Source organism: Clostridium sp. (assembly GCF_029267215.1).
Taxonomy (GTDB): Bacteria; Bacillota; Clostridia; order Clostridiales; family Clostridiaceae; genus Sarcina.
This window is the reverse complement of sequence record NZ_JARIDH010000044.1, coordinates 108,234-128,198: the sequence shown is the minus strand read 5'-3', so window position 1 is coordinate 128,198 and position 19,965 is coordinate 108,234. Positions and strand designations below refer to the sequence as shown.

The 19,965-nt window shown below is 26.5% G+C and carries 18 protein-coding genes; 4 read left to right on the top strand and 14 right to left on the bottom strand.

Annotation, left to right across the window (positions count from 1 at the left end):
* Positions 1-18: 18 nt before the first annotated feature.
* The 4 genes from Q1K13_RS08630 to Q1K13_RS08615 form a co-directional block, all read right to left on the bottom strand.
* Positions 19-693, bottom strand: coding sequence for an NAD(P)-dependent oxidoreductase (locus Q1K13_RS08630; protein WP_300349581.1), 675 nt, complete (start codon positions 691-693; stop codon positions 19-21).
* Positions 657-1,859: a glutamyl-tRNA reductase gene (gene hemA, locus Q1K13_RS08625; RefSeq protein WP_300349579.1), complete on the bottom strand. Its 1,203-nt coding sequence runs from the start codon at positions 1,857-1,859 to the stop codon at positions 657-659. The genes Q1K13_RS08630 and hemA overlap by 37 nt, the downstream gene beginning before the upstream one ends.
* A 248-nt stretch (positions 1,860-2,107) precedes the next feature.
* A complete protein-coding gene (locus Q1K13_RS08620; RefSeq protein WP_300349576.1) occupies positions 2,108-2,728 on the bottom strand; it encodes a DUF2238 domain-containing protein in 621 nt (206 codons plus the stop codon).
* A complete protein-coding gene (locus Q1K13_RS08615) occupies positions 2,706-2,984 on the bottom strand; it encodes a GIY-YIG nuclease family protein (protein ID WP_300349574.1) in 279 nt (92 codons plus the stop codon). The genes Q1K13_RS08620 and Q1K13_RS08615 overlap by 23 nt, the downstream gene beginning before the upstream one ends.
* A 139-nt stretch (positions 2,985-3,123) precedes the next feature.
* On the opposite strand from Q1K13_RS08615, the gene Q1K13_RS08610 reads away from it, so the two are divergent.
* Positions 3,124-5,184, top strand: a complete 2,061-nt coding sequence (locus Q1K13_RS08610) for a helix-turn-helix domain-containing protein (protein ID WP_300349573.1) — start codon at positions 3,124-3,126, stop codon at positions 5,182-5,184.
* 318 nt (positions 5,185-5,502) lie between these two features.
* Here the strand turns inward: Q1K13_RS08610 and Q1K13_RS08605 are convergent, their stop codons facing one another.
* From Q1K13_RS08605 to Q1K13_RS08570, 8 genes are all read right to left on the bottom strand, one after another.
* Complete coding sequence (locus tag Q1K13_RS08605; protein ID WP_300349571.1) at positions 5,503-6,768, bottom strand: helix-turn-helix domain-containing protein; 1,266 nt, start codon at positions 6,766-6,768, stop codon at positions 5,503-5,505.
* Positions 6,769-6,784: 16 nt separating this feature from the next.
* The gene (locus tag Q1K13_RS08600) at positions 6,785-8,086 is read right to left on the bottom strand and encodes a helix-turn-helix domain-containing protein (protein WP_300349569.1); all 1,302 of its coding nucleotides are present in this window, start codon (positions 8,084-8,086) and stop codon (positions 6,785-6,787) included.
* 300 nt (positions 8,087-8,386) lie between these two features.
* Complete coding sequence (locus Q1K13_RS08595; protein WP_300349566.1) at positions 8,387-8,548, bottom strand: YtxH domain-containing protein; 162 nt, start codon at positions 8,546-8,548, stop codon at positions 8,387-8,389.
* Positions 8,549-8,628: 80 nt separating this feature from the next.
* Positions 8,629-9,267 (bottom strand): ribonuclease H1 domain-containing protein, encoded by a 639-nt coding sequence (locus Q1K13_RS08590; RefSeq protein WP_300349564.1) that lies wholly within the window; start codon positions 9,265-9,267, stop codon positions 8,629-8,631.
* A gap of 11 nt (positions 9,268-9,278) precedes the next feature.
* Entirely contained in the window at positions 9,279-10,250 is a 972-nt protein-coding gene (locus Q1K13_RS08585) for a YkvA family protein (protein ID WP_300349562.1), read from the bottom strand.
* A gap of 242 nt (positions 10,251-10,492) precedes the next feature.
* The gene (locus Q1K13_RS08580) at positions 10,493-11,530 is read right to left on the bottom strand and encodes a rhomboid family intramembrane serine protease (RefSeq protein ID WP_300349560.1); all 1,038 of its coding nucleotides are present in this window, start codon (positions 11,528-11,530) and stop codon (positions 10,493-10,495) included.
* Positions 11,531-11,547: 17 nt separating this feature from the next.
* Positions 11,548-13,347, bottom strand: a complete 1,800-nt coding sequence (gene pepF / locus Q1K13_RS08575; protein ID WP_300349558.1) for an oligoendopeptidase F — start codon at positions 13,345-13,347, stop codon at positions 11,548-11,550.
* 29 nt (positions 13,348-13,376) lie between these two features.
* Positions 13,377-13,775 carry a DUF6762 family protein gene (locus tag Q1K13_RS08570; protein ID WP_300349555.1) on the bottom strand — a complete coding sequence of 133 codons (399 nt, stop codon included), beginning with the start codon at positions 13,773-13,775 and terminating at the stop codon, positions 13,377-13,379.
* A 164-nt stretch (positions 13,776-13,939) separates the two neighbouring features.
* On the opposite strand from Q1K13_RS08570, the gene Q1K13_RS08565 reads away from it, so the two are divergent.
* The 3 genes from Q1K13_RS08565 to Q1K13_RS08555 all read left to right on the top strand — a co-directional run bounded on the left by Q1K13_RS08565 (position 13,940) and on the right by Q1K13_RS08555 (position 15,839).
* A complete protein-coding gene (locus Q1K13_RS08565; protein WP_300349552.1) occupies positions 13,940-14,275 on the top strand; it encodes a hypothetical protein in 336 nt (111 codons plus the stop codon).
* A 73-nt stretch (positions 14,276-14,348) separates the two neighbouring features.
* Positions 14,349-15,023, top strand: a complete 675-nt coding sequence (locus Q1K13_RS08560) for a metal ABC transporter ATP-binding protein (protein WP_300349549.1) — start codon at positions 14,349-14,351, stop codon at positions 15,021-15,023.
* Positions 15,024-15,026: 3 nt separating this feature from the next.
* Positions 15,027-15,839, top strand: a complete 813-nt coding sequence (locus Q1K13_RS08555) for a metal ABC transporter permease (RefSeq protein WP_300349547.1) — start codon at positions 15,027-15,029, stop codon at positions 15,837-15,839.
* Between the two features lie 67 nt (positions 15,840-15,906).
* Here Q1K13_RS08555 and Q1K13_RS08550 read toward each other — a convergent pair whose 3' ends face one another.
* Together Q1K13_RS08550 and Q1K13_RS08545 are read right to left on the bottom strand one after the other, a co-directional pair.
* Complete coding sequence (locus Q1K13_RS08550) at positions 15,907-18,330, bottom strand: chitobiase/beta-hexosaminidase C-terminal domain-containing protein (RefSeq protein WP_300349544.1); 2,424 nt, start codon at positions 18,328-18,330, stop codon at positions 15,907-15,909.
* A gap of 179 nt (positions 18,331-18,509) precedes the next feature.
* Positions 18,510-19,904, bottom strand: coding sequence for an NCS2 family permease (locus tag Q1K13_RS08545; protein WP_300349768.1), 1,395 nt, complete (start codon positions 19,902-19,904; stop codon positions 18,510-18,512).
* Positions 19,905-19,965: the final 61 nt, after the last annotated feature.

Genomic DNA, 19,965 nt, shown 5'->3' with positions numbered 1-19,965 from the left:
TGCTCTCCTCTAGTAATTTTATATTTTTAAATCACTCTTTAAATCTAATAACCTTTTAGATATTTCTTCCCCAAAAGTTTTATTTAAAAGAGCATACCCTTCTCCACAAAAAAATGCTTTCTTAAATAACTCTCCTGATACAAATTCTATTATTTCTTCTTTTCTTTTTTCCTTTTTAGCTTTTCTTCTTATATTCCCAACTATTATAGAGTATTCGTCATTTTCTTCTACTATTTTTTCAATCTCTCTTCCTATTTCTCTTGTAACTTTTGGAGAACCAATCTTACTTCCAATAGAAAAGCTTAGGTTTTTATAACTTTTACTATAAGGTATTATTCCCACTCCTTCTCTAAAATTAGAAGCATTAATATATACTTTATATTCTTCTTCACAGTCATTACAAATTTTTTCACAAATAACTTCATCATCAACAGCTATAATTACTAAATGACACTTCTTTATAAACTCTTTATAATATTCTCCCTCTTCTAAAATAATATTTTCTTTTTCTAGCTCTAAAATATCCTCTGAAAAATCCTTTGATAAAATGTGAACTAAACACCCTTTTTCTAATAACCCCTTAGCTTTTATATAGGAAGCTCTTCCTCCTCCAATAATCTTAACCTTAATTTTATTACTTATTAAATTTAAAGAAACTAAGTTAAAAATATCTTCTCTATTATCTCCACACAAGATTTCTCACTTCCTTTTAAAGCTTCCTCTTTTAAAAGTTCTATGGCTCTATTTACATAGGCATCAGCTGTACTTCTTATCATCCTTTCAGCTAATTTTCCATCTAAACCATGCCCTTTATTTTCAAAAGTTTTTATTCTTTCACTACAAAGTTCATTTTCTCTTATTTTTATTTCTCTTATTCTACTTGATATTTCTCTTGTCTTAAGCCACTTTATGTATTCCTCTATACTTTCCTTTACTATGTACTTATATTTATTCATTCTTTCTTTTCTTATTATTTTATTCTTATCATCAATCTTGCTTATTTCATCTATATCCATAAGCTCTATTCTTTCATATTCTCCAAGTTCTTTTTCTACATCTCTTGGAACTGCTAAATCATATATGTAAATCTTCTCTCCAAAAAGCTTAATATGCTGAGTTTTAACTACATTATGAGGTGCAGAAGTACAGGAAACTATACAATCTACATTGTTTATGTATTCATTTTTTTCGGTAAAATCAACTATATTTATTCCTTTTTCAAGTAAATCACTTGCCTTTGATTTATCCCTTAATACTAAATATACCTCTTCAATCTTATGAGAAATTAAATGTTTTATAAAAAGCTTTCCAATCTCTCCATACCCTAAGACCATAAATTTTTTACACCCATTCTCCAGAGCATTATTTAAAGAAACTGAAACTGAGGATACTGGTATTTCATGTATTTTACAAGCTGTTTTAAATTTTTTACCACAGGAAATTGCACTTTCAAATAACTTTTGTAATTTCCCCGAAACACTCTTATCCTCTAAACTTTTTTTATATGCCTCTTTTATTTGTCCTAATATTTGATCTTCCCCTAAAATTCTTGAATGGAATCCACATATTACCTCCATTAAATGAGTTATAGCCTCTTCATCTTTAGCTAAAAATAGGTTCTCTCTTAGGTTTTTATCCCATTTAAAGGCTTCAAATATATTTTCAAAGATTTCTTCATCACTAAATTCATTTTTAAGACTAAAATATATTTCTGTTCTATTGCATGTGTTTACTATTACAACCTCCTCAAAAAAATTTAATAAATCCTCTAAATATTTCTTATGTCTTTTAGGATATAAGGCTAATTTTTCTCTAATCTCTATTCTAGTATTCTTTTTAATCCCTATAAGTCCTATCATCTATTTCCTCCTAAAGATTCTTTCTTCTTTATTAAAATCTATATTTATGATATCATAAAAATTTAAATTCTTGGTACAAAATCGATATATTAGTAATATTGAAAATATAGATTATTATCATAATTAAATACTTATATACTTTTTTTGAAAATAGCTTTGTTTTAAACATACTCCTAAAATATAAACAAAATAAAAGTCATAATTAAAAGTCTATTATACTTTTAATTATGACTTAACTATTTATTAAATTATTTTTTCTTATTATTTTCTTTCATAAAATCAGTTAGTTCTTGAAACAATTTATTTTTCTTTCCTTTTAAGAAATTGTTTAAGCTTTTAGATAATAATATTGGGAATATACTTCCTGTTATTATATCCTTCATAGTATCAAAAAGACTTATTTGAGCTGTTAAACCAAAGGTCTGATCTGTGAAAAACTCCCAAGTTTCCCATACTGCTGTGCAAGCTATTCCAAATACAAGTGAGAAGACAACTATTACATTTTTATTTACATTGTCAGTCTTATAATCATTAAGTACTAAAAACAACATATATCCTAATATAAATGTAAGTATTCCTGATAATGTATGTAAAAATGTATCCCAATTTGGTATGGCATAGAAATTGTTCATCTTAGCTAAAAACATTGATATAAATATAAATCCAATAATCATAGCATTTAAAAACGGTGAAAGTTTTATCTTAAATATCTTACACACTACTCTTGGTATTGCTAAAGTAATAAATGTTAATAATGTTGAAGAAAATAATATCATATCTTTACTAAAAAGTGAATATATAAGATATACAACTAATAATATGTAGAATATTATTTCAAAATAAATATCATAGGTTAATTTTCTTTTCATAAAAATCCTCCTTCTCCCTACTATCTATAAGTTCTAATTTTTGTTTTTTTGTAAGTTTTTTTATTTTGTACTCTCTACTTTGTGCTTCTCTTTTTTCTTCAAATTCCTCATAATAGACAAGCTTAACTGGCCCTCTTCCTCTTGTGTATTTGGCGCCAGTTCCATTATTATGAGCTTTTATTCTATTTTTTAAATCATTGGTCCATCCTGTATATAGAGAATCATCTTTGCATTTTAATATATATACATAATTCAATTTAATCACCATATTTATATTAAATAATATTTTTTTATTTATCAACTATATATTTTGCCTGTTTTCCAAATTTTATTTTTTAATTTTATTAGGCTATAATAATAATGTAATAAAAATAACTTACAAAGGAGGCTTTAACTTGAGGAAAGAATATGTAAATTATCCCTCTGATATTCCAGTAAGCATATATTACGCAAATATAAAAAACTATCCCCTGCATTGGCATGATGCCATAGAAATAATCTATGTTCTTAAGGGAAGTATTTTAGTTGATATTGATACTGACAGTTATGAAATACTTGAGGATGAAATAGAAATAGTAAATACAGAGCAAACACATAGAATATACTCAAATGAAGATAATAGAGTTTTAATTTTTAAGATAGACCCTCACTTTTTTGAAAAGTATTATAGCGATATTGAAAATATGTTTTTCTATACTAATACATCAGATGAAGGCGCTCAAAGTGATGAAAGATATGATACACTTAGAATTTTTCTTTCTCAAATAATATGTGAAGAAGCTCAAAAAGTTGATGATTATGATAAGTTCATAGAAAAATCTCTTGTAGAACTTTTATTCCATTTATTAAATAATTTTCATTATCTACTTTATGAAAATGAAGATATAAATGAAAATAATATGCTTCTTGAAAGATATCATAGAATTTCTAAGTATATATTTAATAACTACAACAAAAATATAACACTTAAAGATATTGCAAACACAGAATTTTTAAGTACTCATTATCTTTCTCATGAAATTAAATATGCTACAGGACTTAGCTTCACTGATCTTTTAAATTTAACTAGAGTTGAGGAATCTGTAAAACTCCTTTTAGATAGTGATAAATCTATTTCTGAGATTTCCTATGACATAGGATTTTCTCATACTAGATACTTTAACAAACACTTTAAAGCCTATTATAATTGCACGCCTCTTCAATTTAGAAAAAAACATAAAATAAGTGAAAAAGAGTATGAAAGTCAAAAAAAGATAATTTATTATGAATTAAAAGATAGTTTAGAAGAACTCTCTTACTATTTAGATGATTATCCTAGATTCAACTATGAAGATAAGATTCATAAACTCACTTTTAATATGAAAAATGATGGAGAAGAATTTTCTCCCTATTTTAAGGAAGTTTTAAATGTTGGTGATGCCTTTGATCTTCTTTTAGAGGATAACCAAGATATTGTGGAGGATTTACAAGATCAAATAGGATATAAGTATGTAAGACTTATAAATGTATTTTCTTCTGATATGGGCATATTCCCTGGCTCTAAATTTTTTAACTGGACTCGTACAAATGATATTTTTGAATATATATCTTCATTAGATTTAAGTCCATTGATTGTTTTAGATAGTACTGGCTATTCTGAAGAAAATTTTCTAGATATGATTAAATCATTTATAGACTTTTTTAGTGAAGTTGAAAGCTTAGAATTAAAAAATGTAAAATTTCAATTATCATCAAATTTTAATAAAGATTATAAAAAGTCTATATGCTCTCTTTTACAAGAAAATGAACTTACATTAATAGATTATGACTATACTCCAAATAATAATATTGATTTAATTTATGATACAGCTTATATGTTACCTTTTATTATTCACAATACTATTAATTCATCAAATAAACTTAATTTTATAAAGGCCTTTGATGAATTAGACAGGCAAATGGATATAACAAATGAAGTTTTCTTTGGATATCCTGCTATGGTTAATGATAAAGGAATAAAAAAGCCCTCTTATTATGCCTATTACTTCTTAAGCAAACTTGGACATTCTCTTCTTTATAAAGGAGATGGGTATATTCTAACTAAATCAGAGGATGAATATCAACTTCTTATATACACTTACAATGAAGAGGTAAACTCCTTAATAGATTTTAAAGACTTCACAAAGCTTAGAGGTATGAAAGATTTAGTTGATAAAAAGATTTCATTAAACCTTATTGATCTTGATAGTGATGTTAGAATAACAAAATATACAATTGGAGAAAATTTTGGTTCTTCATTTAATTACTGGCTATCAATGGGGAAACCAAAAAGATTAAAAAAAGAGGAGAAAGAAATCTTATTTAAAGCTTCTTTCCCTAAAATAGAATTTGAGTATGCAAAGAAAAATACAATTTTAAACTTACAAACAACCCTTCAAGGGTACTGTGCTGAGTTATTTATACTAAAAAAAGTGTAATTTCGTATAATAACCTTTTAAAAAGAGTACTTTTTTGCCATATTGATCATAAAATTAAGATACTACTTCTCATATTTGTACTTTTTTTTAAACATATATGAAGATTACTTTATGATACTATAAGGTATATAATTTAATTAAAGAGAAGATATGAAAGAAGGTATTATTTATGGCAAGGCTAAAAAAATTTTTTAGACCTATTAATTTAAATTGTTTTAATTGCAAACTAAGTTTTTTACAACAAACAATGGATATTTTTTACAGAGATTAATTATATATACTTAAAAAGCATCTAAGATTTACTTAGATGCTTTTTTATTAATATAGTTTATCCATTTCTTTAATTGAAAAACTTAAATATTTTAATGCTTCATTTGTATCATCTAGGTAATGATATAAATCAGCCATTTCTAAATATCTAATTTTCTTTTCCTCATAAGATCCAAACTTCAGTAAAAGGTCTGTAGCTAAATTCATATACATTTCCCATTGCATATCATTTTTTTCACTTTTACTTAATTCCCCTTTAAAATAATAACTTCTTTCTATAAAGAACATATTGTTTTCATTTATAGAAAGTTCTAAAGATAGTTCACAGTATTCTCTTACTTTTTCTATACACTTATTTTTATTATAAACCTCTATTATAAATAAAAGCATTTCTATGTATGCTATCTTATCATTCTTATCAATATTTTCTATTGAGTCCTTTGTAAGCTTTTTCGCATCTTCAAATCTTTCTAAACTTAAAAATGCATCTATTATTAAACTGTTTATTCTCTTAAAGTTGTATGATTTATAATTTGCCCTCTTATTATATTTATAAAAATTATCTTTAAATTCTTTTTCATTTCCTTCTTTTAATGCTATTATACTTAAAAGCCCAAAAACTTCTCCAAGTAATTCATCATCTAATGAAATTCTATTAATTGAAAATACCTTATCTAAAACCTTTTTGCTATTATAAATATCTCCTAATATATAATAACAAATTGATAAACATACAACATTTCTTATGTAAGATTTTTTATTATTTTCAATACCTTCTTTCAAAAGCAAATCTAAAAGCATATTATAATGAGTTATAGCATCCTCAAATTTCTTTCTAACCATAAAATATAAAGCTAAATCTTCATAATATTTCTTTTTACTATTTTTATTATTTTCATATATAGTTGAATAGTCACTTAAAAGCTCCTTAGCTTTTTTAAAATTTCTAAAATTAGTATAATTTCTAAATAAAATATGCATAAGTTCTGATGATATTTCATCATATTCCTTATTCATAGAGTATTCAAGATACTCTTTTATTTCTTCTGCTTCATTCTCTTCTAACCTAATTTTATGTGAATATTTTTTAATTAAATTATTAAGCTCAGTTATGTCATCACATAAAAGATATTCTAAGTTCAACTCTAATCTATTAGCAACTAATTCTAAAACCCATCTATCCGCATTAACTTTTCCATTTTCAATACAACTCATTCTAGAGATAGATATGTCTTCTTTACAAAGTTGCTTTAATGTTAATCCTTTATATATTCTAGCTCTTTTTATTTTCTCACCAGTAGATAAAAAATCCATTACTCTCACCTATACCTTAACTTTTAATTACACCTAAATTTTTCAAATTGTTAATTCCATTATCTAAATATTTAGCAGCTTCATAATCTCTCTTAAGTTCTAAATAAAACTTACCTAGCCTTATTGATATGTCTGCTTCTTTCTTCTTCATGTCATTTCTCTTTGCAATTTCAAGTGTATCTAATAATATACTCTCTGCTTCTTTTAAATTGTTTTGTAGTACTTCAATTCTAAAAGTTAATATCTTATAATCAATAAGTCTTTCTACATCACTTACATTTAGCTTATTCTTTATTTCATTAAGTACTTCTATACACTTAACCATATTTTTAGTCTTAATGTGGTTTTCACATAAATTAAACAAAGTATCTAAAAGTTTAGAGTCAATATTTTCTTCTCTAATTTTTATAGCTCTATTATAATGCTCAAAAGATTCCTCTATATTATCAAATTCAAAAAATAATTTTCCTAAAGAATCCTCAATTGATCCAATCTTTTCTAATTGTTCTAATTCTTTATAAACATTTAAGCTTTGTTTTGAATATGCTATGGCACTTTCTAAATCTCCAACCTTAGCATGTTCCTCTGCAAGTAATTCTAAACTCTTTGCATAAGCCTTCTTATTATAAACTTTTTCAAACTCACTTTTTGCTAAAAATGCAAAACTTATTGCTTTTTGCATATTTTCAATGAAGAAATATGTTTTTGATATTAAATAATATATTTCTCCTAATAATAAATCTTCCGTTAATTTATTGCTTGTATATATTTTTTCAGCTTCTCTTAAATATGAATTAGCTGAATAATAAGCTTTTGAATGTATGCTTATTTTAGCAATATTTAAATATGTTTTGACCATATCTATATTACTGTTTATTTGTAAAAACAACATATTTGCAGAAAGGAAATATTGCTGTGCTAAAACGTATTCCTCATTCTTTAAAAAGATTTCTGCTTTCAAAGCTAAATTCTTAGCTTTTCTGTATGTTAAATCATACTTATCAGCATAATATATTGCGTACTCTATAAATTTTTCACCCTTTTTAATATCACCGTTTAAAATAGATCCCTCAGCTATTTGTTCATAATATAAGCATATCTTTTCTGCTTGAGTTTTTTCAGTTTCCATTAAATATTCCACTGAAGTGTTTAATGTTGTTGCAATATACTCTAAAAGGTCCATAGAGGGATTAGATCTACCTGACTCAACAAGACTTATTTGTCCTGGGGTTATTCTTTCACCTGCTAATTCCTTAAGAGTCATATTAAGTTCTTTTCTTCTTCTTTTAATTTTTTCTCCCAATGATAATATTTCCATAGCTTAAATCATCCTCTTACTGTTATTATTTTAACATCTATAACCAATTAAATTATACCATAAATTTAGGTTTTCATGTCAATTATTAATTATTTTTGTAAAAACATACTTAACTTTGTGTATTTTTTAACTTTTTTGATAACTTACTTAAAAATTTATAGTTCAAGTTATTAATTTTTAAGTCTCTACACATATTCTTTAAAATTATTATATATTATATTTGAAAAATTCTCCATAGTTCAAAAAAATTTCTATAAATATACAAAAAAATAAAAAGACGGTCTTTTGACCGTCTTTTTATTACTTCATCCATTCCATTTGACAATTAGCTGCATTCATCATTCTTTTACTAGCTTTTTTAATGGCTTTTTGAGTTCTTCTGTCTAAATTTGGTGTAATCATTACTCCTACAGCTGCACCTATCATACCTGCTGCTAATGTTGAAATTAATTTATTTCCCATAATAATCACCTCTTTATAATAATAATTTCATAGTTAGTTTGGCTAAATATATCTTATTTTATAAGAGGTAATTCATAGCATTAAATACTTTCTAATGCATTTTTAGCAAGTATATCTGCTCTATCATTAAATTTATTTCCAGAATGTCCTTTTATTTTTTTGAAAATAATATTTATTTCATTAAATTTTTCTTGCATAAAAGCATGATAATTTTGAGTTATTTTATTATTTCTCTTCCAAGTTCCTAAGGCCCAACTTTCTATTCCTTGATAATCATAACAAAGAACAATATCTTTATATCCTTTTGATATTGCATATTCTGTGGCTTTCATAGCCCCTTCAACCTCACCTGATACATTTCTTAAAGCTATGGCCTCTTCCTCATTCCCAATTCCATTTTTCTCAAATAATATTTCATTATTTTTAACCACTAAAAATCCATAAGAATAATTTCCTTTGTGTACCATGAAACTTCCATCTACATATATATAAATTCTATCATCATTTATATCTTCTTCATTTCCTTTTACTTCATTACAAGCTATTTCTCCACCACCTAAATGAAGCGCTATAAATTTTTCAGCTTCCTCTCTTGATTGAAAACTTTTATATTTAGCTCCCTTACATCCAATAACTTCTTTTTGACATTCAGGCCAAGTTAAAACTATTTTTGGTTCTCCTGATTTTCCCTTTGCTATAGCGTAATATTTTTTTGCCATTTTTTTCTCCTTTAATCCGTCATAGTATCTATAACTTCATATATATTATCTAAATTATTTGCTCCTGTAAATCCACTTAAAAAGTCTACTGATTTTCTAAGTATAACAACAAATTCATTTTTTCCTTGCCAGTTTTCAAGTATTATATCTATATCAATATCATTTATTATTCTATTTAGAGCAAAGAATATAATACTTATATCATCTAAGGCACCTATAAATGGTATTTTATCTGGAAGAACATCAAATGGACAACTTACATAAGCTAAGGATGCTCCTACAACAGCTTTTGTTTTCATTGGTACCCTTTTATCTTTTAAAATCCTAAAAATCAAAGCTATAATATCTGGAACAAACATTATATAATCTTTATAATCTTGTGCTTTCTCTGGAATATGATTAACCACATATTCTCTACCATTTGTGTACATATCCTGAACTTTTTCTACATTTATACTCATTATATAGTCGTCTGATTTTTCTTCCTGTTCAATTTCTTCTCTTACTTCTATTTCTAAAGCTGGTTCTTTAACCTTTGAAAGTTCTACATTTACTTCCTTAACACCAACTCTTAAAACTTCTCCTTCAATAAATAATTCATTGAAATTTAAATTTAAAAATGGTATTTTTCCTAATATTTTTTTATAATTTATTAAAATCTTATCTTCCTTAACTAAAATCCCTTGCTCTTTAAAACCTTTTAATGCAATCTTAAGTCCTATTTTTCTAAAAGGTTTTAAAATTCCAACACTCATAAGCTTAGCCTTTGAAAACCTTATAGCTATATTCTCCTCTTCCACCCCTAAAATTTCCAAAGTTCCTTTAAACCCTAAGGCTAATACTTTTCTAAATACCCCTTCTACCTCTATCTTGTTATTTATTTTTAAACTTTTTATTTCTAATCCTTCAATTTTCACAAAATCATTAATAAAACTCATTAAATCATTGCCGCTTAATTTTACATCTATATTTGAAATTTGCAAAATACTCTCCCCTTATTTATTCATAGTTAACCATCTTTTAGTATATATTATTTAATTCTAATTTTAAAGACCATTTATTCACAACTCGTATTAGAAAAATTCATATAATTTCTTAAAACTTATATTTTATAATACTTGTTTTCTTAAAAATTTATAACTTTTAATTACCTAATAACTAATATATATAAAAAATCCTCTGTCAAGTATTTGGCAGAGGATTTCTTGTTTTTTATTATTTGTATTTAATTATTAAGTTTTTTTACTATTCTATACTTTGTGAAAAATATCCCTAAGATAATACCTGCTAAGAATCCACCTAAGTGAGCTGATATATCTATACTTGGTAAACTAAATCCAATAACTACGTTTAATAATATTATAACAATTAAATTAGTTATTAAAGCTTTACCTATTCTTTCTTTCTCATAATAAGCAAATACTAAAACAGCTCCTAAAAGACCAAATATAGCCCCTGATGCCCCAACGCTCATTAATGGTGATAAATATAGACTAAATATACTAGCTGTTATTCCTGAAATAAAATAAATTAGCAGGTATTTTTTAACTCCATATATTTTTTCAACTAAATCTCCTAAAATATATAAGGCATACATATTAAATAGAAGATGTAATATTCCACCATGTAAAAACATTGATGTCACAAGCCTATAATATTGACCTCCTAATAAAATAGCTCTATTATGTTTTGCACCCATAAGATATAAAACTTCTGGATGAATCTCTATTAAATTATCCAAAAATCTACCTGTTAAAACTGTAGCTAAAATAAGAGTTGCTATGAAAGCCAATACATTTAATCCTATAAGAATTGAAGTTGCCTTTCCACATCTTAATCTTTTATACCAAGGCACTATAGGCTCTTCCTGTTTACTTAGAATAACCATCAATCTTTTTACCAAAGGATATGAGGCATTATCACTTTTAATAACCATCTTTCCCTTAACATCAACTACTATTCTATGATAATTCTTATCTACATGAAAATCTTCTTCACGCTCTTTTTCATCCTCATATTCTTTATAAAGGATTATATTATGAAGAGAGTATTCCTTATTTAAACTCTTTAAATATTCATCTGCTATAGTAAAGTTTTCTTCCTCCTCAGTGGATTTAGATATTATTACTGCATATTTTCCATCATTATCTACTGTTTTTATGGCTATCCATAATTCTTTATCATCTTTGCCTTTAAGTTCTTCTACATAAAACCCACTTTCATTTATAAGCAGGTTAAAATAGTCCTGTTCAAACTTACTCATAGCCTATCCTCATTTTTCTAAATTATTTTCTCTAACATATCTAAAAGTTCATTAAATCTTTCAAAGGTATCATTAAGTGGTTTAGCTGTTGTCATATCAACCCCTGCCATCTTTAATGTATCTATTGGATACATTGAACCACCAGCTTTTAAGAAACCTTTATATTTTTCAACAGCTTTTTCTCCTTCTGAAAGGATTGAATTTGCAAAAGATGCAGCCGCTGCATATCCTGTTGCATATTGATAAACATAGAAATCTGAATAGAAATGAGGAATTCTTGCCCATTCTATTGCTATTTCTTCATCAACAACCATATCTTTTCCAAAATATTTCTTATTTATATCCATCCATATATTGCATAAATTCTCTGAAGTTAAAGAATCTCCATTTTCAATGGCTTCATGTGTTCTAAGTTCAAATTCTGCAAACATAAGCTGTCTAAATACAGTGGTTCTTATTTGTTCTAATTCTTGATTTATTAAGTATAACTTCTTATTCTTATCCTCTTCATTTTCTATTAAATGATGAATAAGTAATATTTCATTAGTTGTAGATGCAACCTCTGCACAGAAAAGACTATAATCTCCATATACATAAGGTTGATTCTTTCTTGTATAATAAGAGTGAATTGAGTGGCCCATTTCATGAGCTAAAGTAGAAGCATCATTTAATTCATAATTGTAGTTTAAAAGTACATATGGCATAGTATCATATGAACCCCATGAATATGCTCCTCCTCTTTTACCTTTATTTTGGTAAACATCTACCCATCCTGAGTTTATTCCTTCATTAAATATGTCTAAATACTCTTTTCCTAAAGGTTTTAGTCCAATTTTAACTAAATTAACAGCATCCTCATATTCTAAATGTTCTTTTTTAGCATCTATAACTGGAACATATAAATCATACATGTGAATTTCATCTAAGTTTAATAACTTTTTCTTTATTCTTACATATCTATGAAGAGCATCTAAATTCTCATCAGCAGTTTTTAATGCATTCTTATAAACTTCAACTGGTATATTGTTAGGTTTTAAAGAAGCCTCTAAAGAACTATTATATTTTCTTATTTTACTTTCAAAGACAAGATTTTTTATTGAACTTGTTAAACTTGTAGCTAAAGTATTTTCATACTTTTTATAGGTTCCAAATAAAAGTTTGAAAGCTTCCTCTCTTACTCCTCTATTCTTGCTTTTTATGAAAGAACTATAATTTCCCTCTGTAAGGTCAACCTTATTTCCATTTTCATCAGTAATTTCTCCAAATGTCATATCTGCATTAGTAAGCATTGAATAAATACTTTCGGCAGCACCTAAACAATCTGATACTGAAGCTAAAACTCCCTCAACTTCCTTTGATAATACATGAGGCTTCTCATTTAATATCATTTCAAAGTATATTTTATACTTTTCTAAATCCTTATCTTCTTTTATAAATCTTTCTATTAATCCATCTTCTAAACTTAATATCTCAGGCACAAAATAAGCTGTATAACTTGAAAATTCAGCTGAAAATGGATCAATCTTATTAACTAAAGATTGCATATCAGTATTTCCTGTATCCTCATGACTTCTCATATGAGCATAAACATAAAGTTTTCCTAATTTTCTACTTAGTTTTTCATTTAATTTAAGAAAGTCTTTTAAACTATTCTTATGATTTAGTTTTCCTTCAAAGTCTTTTAAAGCTTTGGCTTCTTTTTTAATGTCTTTTAAATCCTCATCCCAAGCCTCTGAATCCTTATAAATTTTATCTATTCTCCACTTATATTCCATAGGAATTTCTTCTCTTGTTCTTAGTTTTTTAACCTCATTCATTTTAAATTCTCCTTTCAATATATATTTAATTACTTATATTCCTCTTCTTTACCCTTTATCTTTTCAAAAACTTTATTCATTTCATCATTTACTATTTTGCAGATTTCATTTATAACTGCTCTCATTTCTTCATGTTCCTCATCAAACTTAAAGTTAACTATCCAAGTTGGATTATATTCTTCATCATCTTCCTCTACTTTATATCCTAGTGAAGTAAGAACCTCTAAATTAAATAAATCATATATTGCTGAAAATTCCCATTCTAAAACATCTTTATCTGTATCAAAGACTAAACTAACATCTCCATCTATACAATAAAGTTTTCTTACATAGTTAGCTCCGTCTCCTACTGAATAACTTCCTAAATTGCCCTTTATAGCTCCTGTTTCCTTATCTTTTTCCATTATAACTAATGAAGAAAAATCCATACTATATCATCCTTTCCTGTTTTGTCATATATACTAATTATAAATTTTCTATTTTTATTTTCAAGTATATATTACTTCTTAAATAATATATACATTATTTATACTTTATTATCCAAAGAATATTTGGTAATATATTCCTATAATTAATTTCTAAGGAGGATTTTATGAATAAGTTTGTGATTAGACGTATTTCTTTTCTTATATTTGCATTTTTCATTTTAATTTTTTCTTGTATTTTTACATTTAAAAAAATATATATTAGAGAAAAATGTAAAGATCTTTATTTTGCAACTGAACACCTAACAACTAAAGGAAATGTAGAAAATAGCCTATTAACAATTCATAACTTTGAATTATCATTTTTAGATGATGAATTTGCCATAGTTAAAATAAGTGGACTAACTTATGAAAAACCTCATGAATCTATTACTTGTAATGCCTACTTTCAAAGGAGAGAAAATTCTCTTTGGGATTTAAAGGAGATTATCCCCTTAACTTAGAATGCAAATTATTTGCACTTACTTACTTTTCAATGTATAATCTATTTTAGAATTATACTAGGAGTGATACAATTTGATAAATATAAACAATCTATGCTTTTCCTATAGCGGTTCTAAGCCATATCAGCTTAATAATATAAACTTATCTTTACCAGAAAACGAGTTTATATCCATAATAGGAGAAAATGGTAGTTCAAAAACTACTCTTTTAAAACTTCTTTTAGGATACCTAAAACCAATTGAAGGGAATATAGAAATAAATTTAAATAGTGTTGGATATGTACCTCAAAAGGTTGATAACTTCAACTCACAATTTTCAATTACTGTGTTAGAGGTTTTAAAAATCCATCTAAAAACATTAAAAATAAAAGATAAAACTGAAATAGATAGGGTTTTAAAAGCTGTAAATATGTTAGAATTTAAGAATAATCTTATAGGTTCACTATCTGGTGGTCAACAACAGAGAATTTTTATTGCTAGGGCATTAATTGGACATCCAAATATCCTAATTCTAGATGAACCATCAACAGGTATAGATGAAAAAACTCAAAAAGATATTTATGACTTAATATACAAATTAAATAAAAAGAAGGATATGACTATTATTTGTGTTGAACATAACATTGAAAAATCTATAAGATATTCTTCTTATATATTAGAACTTAAAAATTCCTCAGCTACTCTTTTCAAAACTGAGGATTTCGTAGAAAAACTTGATAAAATAAAATTAAATAGAAAGGGTAACTAAAAAATGTTAGCTAATCTTCAAACTTTATTTCAACTAGACTTTATTCGTAACGCCTTTATTGCTGGATTTATAATATCTATACTTTGTCCTTGTATAGGATTATTCTTAGTATTAAAAAGATACTCAATGATAGGGGATACCCTTTCTCACTCATCCTTTGCTGGTGTTGCCATAGGTTTAGTATTTGGATTCAATCCACTTTTAAGTGCATTTGTATTCACAACAATTTGCGCGCTACTTATAGAAATTTTAAGAAATTATTACAAAAAATACGCTGAATTATCAATGTCAATAATACTTACTTTTAGTTTAGGTTTAGCCTTAATACTTGTAAGTACAGGAAAAGCAAGTACAACTGTAAACTCTTTTCTCTTTGGAAGCATACTTACAGTTACAAAAAGTGATTTAATTATAATTGCAGTTGTTTCAATCCTTTGTCTTATAGGAATATTTTCTTTATATAACAAATTAGTTTATACAACATTTGATGAAGAGGGAGCAAGAGTTTCTGGTATTAATACAAAACTTATAAACTATGTTTTCACAATAATAGTTGGTGCTACAATTTCAGTTTCAATTAGAGTTATGGGAATACTAGTTATTTCTTCAATAATAGTTATGCCAGCTGCAACTTCAATGCAATTTAAAAAAGGATTTTCAAAATCACTTGTTATTTCAATAATTATAGGAATTATAGATGTTTTAGGCGGACTTTTAATTTCATCATTATTAGACTTTGCACCTGGTGGTACAATTGCACTTACATCTGTTGTAGTTCTTATATTGTCATTAATAATAAATCATAAGAAACTTTAATATAAAAAACAAAAGCTATGAGTAGACTAATTTCTTCTGCCTCATAGCTTTTTTATATTTAATAATTTTATCTTACTGTTATTTGGTCAATAAACATAAATGTTGGCCCTTCCCCTGGATTAATACTCCATGAAGGACACATTCCTTCATTTTCTGCAAATACTTTAATATATCTAGCTTTAATTTTTTTACTAATCAATAAATCTATTTTTCCTATTTCTACTCTCTTTTCATTAATATCTCTTATGTTTTTACCCATAAGTTCAAAATTTTCTCCATCTAAAGAATAGTAACATTCAATACGTTTAGGATAGTAAATCCAAGCTCTTGTATCTTGTAAGAAACCAGCCATAACCTCTTTTATTTCTTTCACTTCTCCTAAATCAACAATAACAACCATATCTCTTCTATATCCAAGCCAATTTCCATCAGTATAATGTTTACTTCCTTTTTTACCGTCTATTAAGTCATAAACTCCATTTTTATTATAAAGAGGATGATTTGTAGGCTCTGTTAACCCTTTAATATCTTTTATTTTAATAGTATAATATATTCTACTTTCAACAGTATCACTTGGTTTGTACCCCTCTTTAAATACCTTGGCTTTTAAAAATGTAGAATCACTTATTTCTATTGGCCCTTTATATAAAGTAGAGTCTTCAGTAGGTTCTGTTCCATCTAATGTATATCTTATCTCTCCATCTTTACATCTTTTCCCTAAAAGTATCTCCTCCTTAAATGGTTTATCAAAGAGCATAGTATCAATATTTACTATTGGTCTAAAAGCTCTTAATTTCACTCTTGATTTTTGATTTGTTCTTTTATATTTTGGAATATAATAATCACCTAACTTCTCATCAAAAGATTCATCTTTTCTAAGAAATTTTTCCACTTCATTTTCAACCTTTGTAGTGTTTAAATTTAATATTATTTCTCCCTCTTCTGGTTTTAATATAACCTTAAAATTTTCATCTAAAGAAAATTCTCCCTTTAATAACGAAACTCCATATTCAAAATTATTATGTTTACAAATTAATCCTTTTGAATTTAATTCCTTAAGAACAGGTAATGTATTTATGCAAAGCATTCCTTTCTCTTTTAACTCTCCTGTAAATTTAAATGCAATAGTTTCTTCCTTAAGACATATTTCTACTTTTCCTAGCCCATCTACTTCCCATTGAATTAAAGAAGAATCATTTCCATTTTTTCTATATGTCATGTTTTCTCCCTTAAGTTTTTCATATACACCTATTTTCTTCTCTTTAACTATACTTATTTCTGGTCTTTCTTCAATTTCATTTCTCCAATAGTGAGGAGTCATTAAAGGAAGAGTGTCAAAAACACTCTCATTATTATTTAAAACTCCATCATAATATCTAGATACATACTTTTCATCAAAAAGATGTAGATCTCTTATTACTAAGGAATTATTTTCAAATAAGAAACTTGTTCTAAAAAATCTACTATTATACCATAATGTTTTCATATTAAAATAATTCCAATCTTTTTTTGCACCAAATGTAGTAGGCGGTGTTAATCTATATTTATTCTTATACCAAAGGGCACTCTCTTTTAATGTTTCAACTCTTATTTTCCCTTCTTTATCTAACTTTGATAAATATTCTATTTGAACCTCATACCCTTTGTACATTGTATTCCAAAGATAAGTATTTTCCTGTCCAATCTGTGCATAAGAAAAACCTAATACATCTTCATCAGTTAAACATTCAAAAAACCAATGTACCCATTCCTTATTTTGGCCTATTATCCAAGCTGGTTCTAAAGTATGAACTCCATTTAATTCTTTTCTTAAACCATCCTCAAAATTATATATTGGATCTGGTCCTAAAAGTCTAAATATAGGTAAATCTAATTGCATCTCTTCACTCTGTGCTGGAACATACTCATTTAATTTACTTGGATAATAAGCTTTAGTAAAATATCCTCCCCAAAGTGTGAAACCATCAGTTCCTATTTGATCTCTACACATTGCAGCCCCTAAAACACCATACTTCTCTTTAAAATAAGTTAAAGTAACTATATCCATAACCCATGAACCTACAGTTTTAGGATAATAACCAAATATTTCTTTAAAATCTTTCATATAAGCATCAACTAATTTTTTTCTATCCTCTTTAGAATAACCTAATGAATACCCCTTATGAACATGATCATCAATAGGAGTTTCCCCCTTCCAAGTGACTCCTGCTTTTTCACAAAGTTCTCCTGTAATCTCAAACCAAGCTCCAACTTCATCATAATCATCTACAGAATCTTTAATTAGTTTCACAAAATTTTCATCCATTAAGGCATCATGTTTTAATGCATAGGTTGCTGGAAATCCATATTGCTTAATAAGCTCTATTTCCTTTATTACAGTTTCAAAATCATCTTGTACAAATTCACCACTTGGATAAACAGTTTTTCTTATAAAATTATAAATATTTACAATTGTTATATTTCCATTTTTCTTTTTTTCAAGTTTAATCATAAACCTCACCCCTTTGCCCCTCATTTTAAGTAATATCTATTCTTTAAACAATGGATAAATTTAAGATTTAATTAATATTTTCTCTATATATTATTTTTTGTAATTTTATACAAAATTAACTTAAATTTAAATAAAAAAACTAGAAAATAATTTTTCTAGTCTCCTCATAACTTTTTATATTAATCTGGCATTAATATAAATCTTAATATAAATAATACTGCAAATATATATATAACTTTATGTACTTCTTTTCCTTTTCCTGTAACTACTTTCATTATAGGATAAAATATCATTCCAATAGCTATTCCATTAGCTATTGAATATGTAAATGGCATCATAGCTATTGTAAAGAAAGCCGGCACAGCCTCAGTAAAATCATTAAAATCAATCTCAGTTATAGCTCCCATCATTAAAACGCCAACTATTATTAAAGCAGGTGCAGTGGCACTTTGAGGAACTATTCCTATTAATCCACTAAAAAATAATGAAATTATTAATAATATACTAACTATTACATTAGAAAGACCTGTTCTAGCTCCTGCTGATATACCTGCCGCTGATTCAACAACCGTTGCTAGTGTTGTTGTTCCTAATAAAGATGCAAGTGTTGTGCCTACTGCATCTGATGCTAAAGCTTTTCTTAAATTTTTGACTTGTCCATCTTCATCTATCATTCCTGAGCTTTGAGCTGTTCCAACTAAAGTTCCTATTGTATCAAATAGATCTACTAAACTTAAGGTTATTACAACCATAAATATTGTAAGTAATGCTCCAAAAACTCCATCTCCATTGCTTATTAAAAGACCCTTTAAATCCATAGCAAAAAACGTACTTCCTATATTAGGTAATGAAAATAATTTCATTCCTGTTAAATTAGTAACTCCCATTGGAATACCTATTATTGTTGTTATTATTATTCCTAAAAGCATTCCACCAGTTATTCTTCTTGCTACTAAAATTGATGTTATTATAAGTCCTATTATTGTAAGTAAGACATATTTATCTGTAAAATCTCCAAAAGCCACTAATGTTGCTGGATTTGCTTTTACAATACCTCCACTTTTTAATCCAATTAATGCTACGAAAAGTCCTATTCCAGCTGTAATGGCGTATTTAAGATTTTCAGGTATTGCTTGTACAATTTTTTCTCTTATTGAAGTAAGCGTAATAATTATAAATAATACTCCTGATATGAATACTGCTGCTAATCCTTCTTGCCATGAAAATCCAAGTTTTATACAAATATTATAGGAAAAGAAAGATACTAATCCTAATCCTGGTGCTAATACAAATGGTAAATTAGCATAAAAGGCCATTATTAATGTTCCTAAGGCAGCTGCTACACAAACAGAAGCAAAAGCTGATGATATTATTGGATCACCAGCCATAGTTAAATTGGCTGCCGCATCTCCTTTAATACCTAATGAATTCATACCTCCAATTTTAAGTATGTTTGGAATAACTAATAATGCATAGGCAAAAGTTACGAATGTTGTTAACCCTCCAATAACTTCTGTTTTTACATTAGTTTTATTTTCTTTTAATTTAAAAACCTTCTCTATCAAATTCAATATGTTTCTCCTTCCAAATTTAATATATTCATTATTCGTTTTTTAAGTAAAAGTAAAGAAAAAA

What these genes read in the sequence shown, in the direction of transcription:
- hemA (WP_300349579.1), bottom strand. Translation starts at nt 1,859, where the DNA reads ATGATAGGACTTATAGGGATTAAAAAGAATACTAGAATAGAGATTAGA.
- Q1K13_RS08620 (WP_300349576.1), bottom strand. Translation starts at nt 2,728, where the DNA reads ATGAAAAGAAAATTAACCTATGATATTTATTTTGAAATAATATTCTAC.
- Q1K13_RS08605 (WP_300349571.1), bottom strand. Translation starts at nt 6,768, where the DNA reads ATGGATTTTTTATCTACTGGTGAGAAAATAAAAAGAGCTAGAATATAT.
- Q1K13_RS08600 (WP_300349569.1), bottom strand. Translation starts at nt 8,086, where the DNA reads ATGGAAATATTATCATTGGGAGAAAAAATTAAAAGAAGAAGAAAAGAA.
- Q1K13_RS08595 (WP_300349566.1), bottom strand. Translation starts at nt 8,548, where the DNA reads ATGGGAAATAAATTAATTTCAACATTAGCAGCAGGTATGATAGGTGCA.
- Q1K13_RS08590 (WP_300349564.1), bottom strand. Translation starts at nt 9,267, where the DNA reads ATGGCAAAAAAATATTACGCTATAGCAAAGGGAAAATCAGGAGAACCA.
- Q1K13_RS08580 (WP_300349560.1), bottom strand. Translation starts at nt 11,530, where the DNA reads ATGAGTAAGTTTGAACAGGACTATTTTAACCTGCTTATAAATGAAAGT.
- pepF (WP_300349558.1), bottom strand. Translation starts at nt 13,347, where the DNA reads ATGAATGAGGTTAAAAAACTAAGAACAAGAGAAGAAATTCCTATGGAA.
- Q1K13_RS08570 (WP_300349555.1), bottom strand. Translation starts at nt 13,775, where the DNA reads ATGGATTTTTCTTCATTAGTTATAATGGAAAAAGATAAGGAAACAGGA.
- Q1K13_RS08565 (WP_300349552.1), top strand. Translation starts at nt 13,940, where the DNA reads ATGAATAAGTTTGTGATTAGACGTATTTCTTTTCTTATATTTGCATTT.
- Q1K13_RS08555 (WP_300349547.1), top strand. Translation starts at nt 15,027, where the DNA reads ATGTTAGCTAATCTTCAAACTTTATTTCAACTAGACTTTATTCGTAAC.
- Q1K13_RS08550 (WP_300349544.1), bottom strand. Translation starts at nt 18,330, where the DNA reads ATGATTAAACTTGAAAAAAAGAAAAATGGAAATATAACAATTGTAAAT.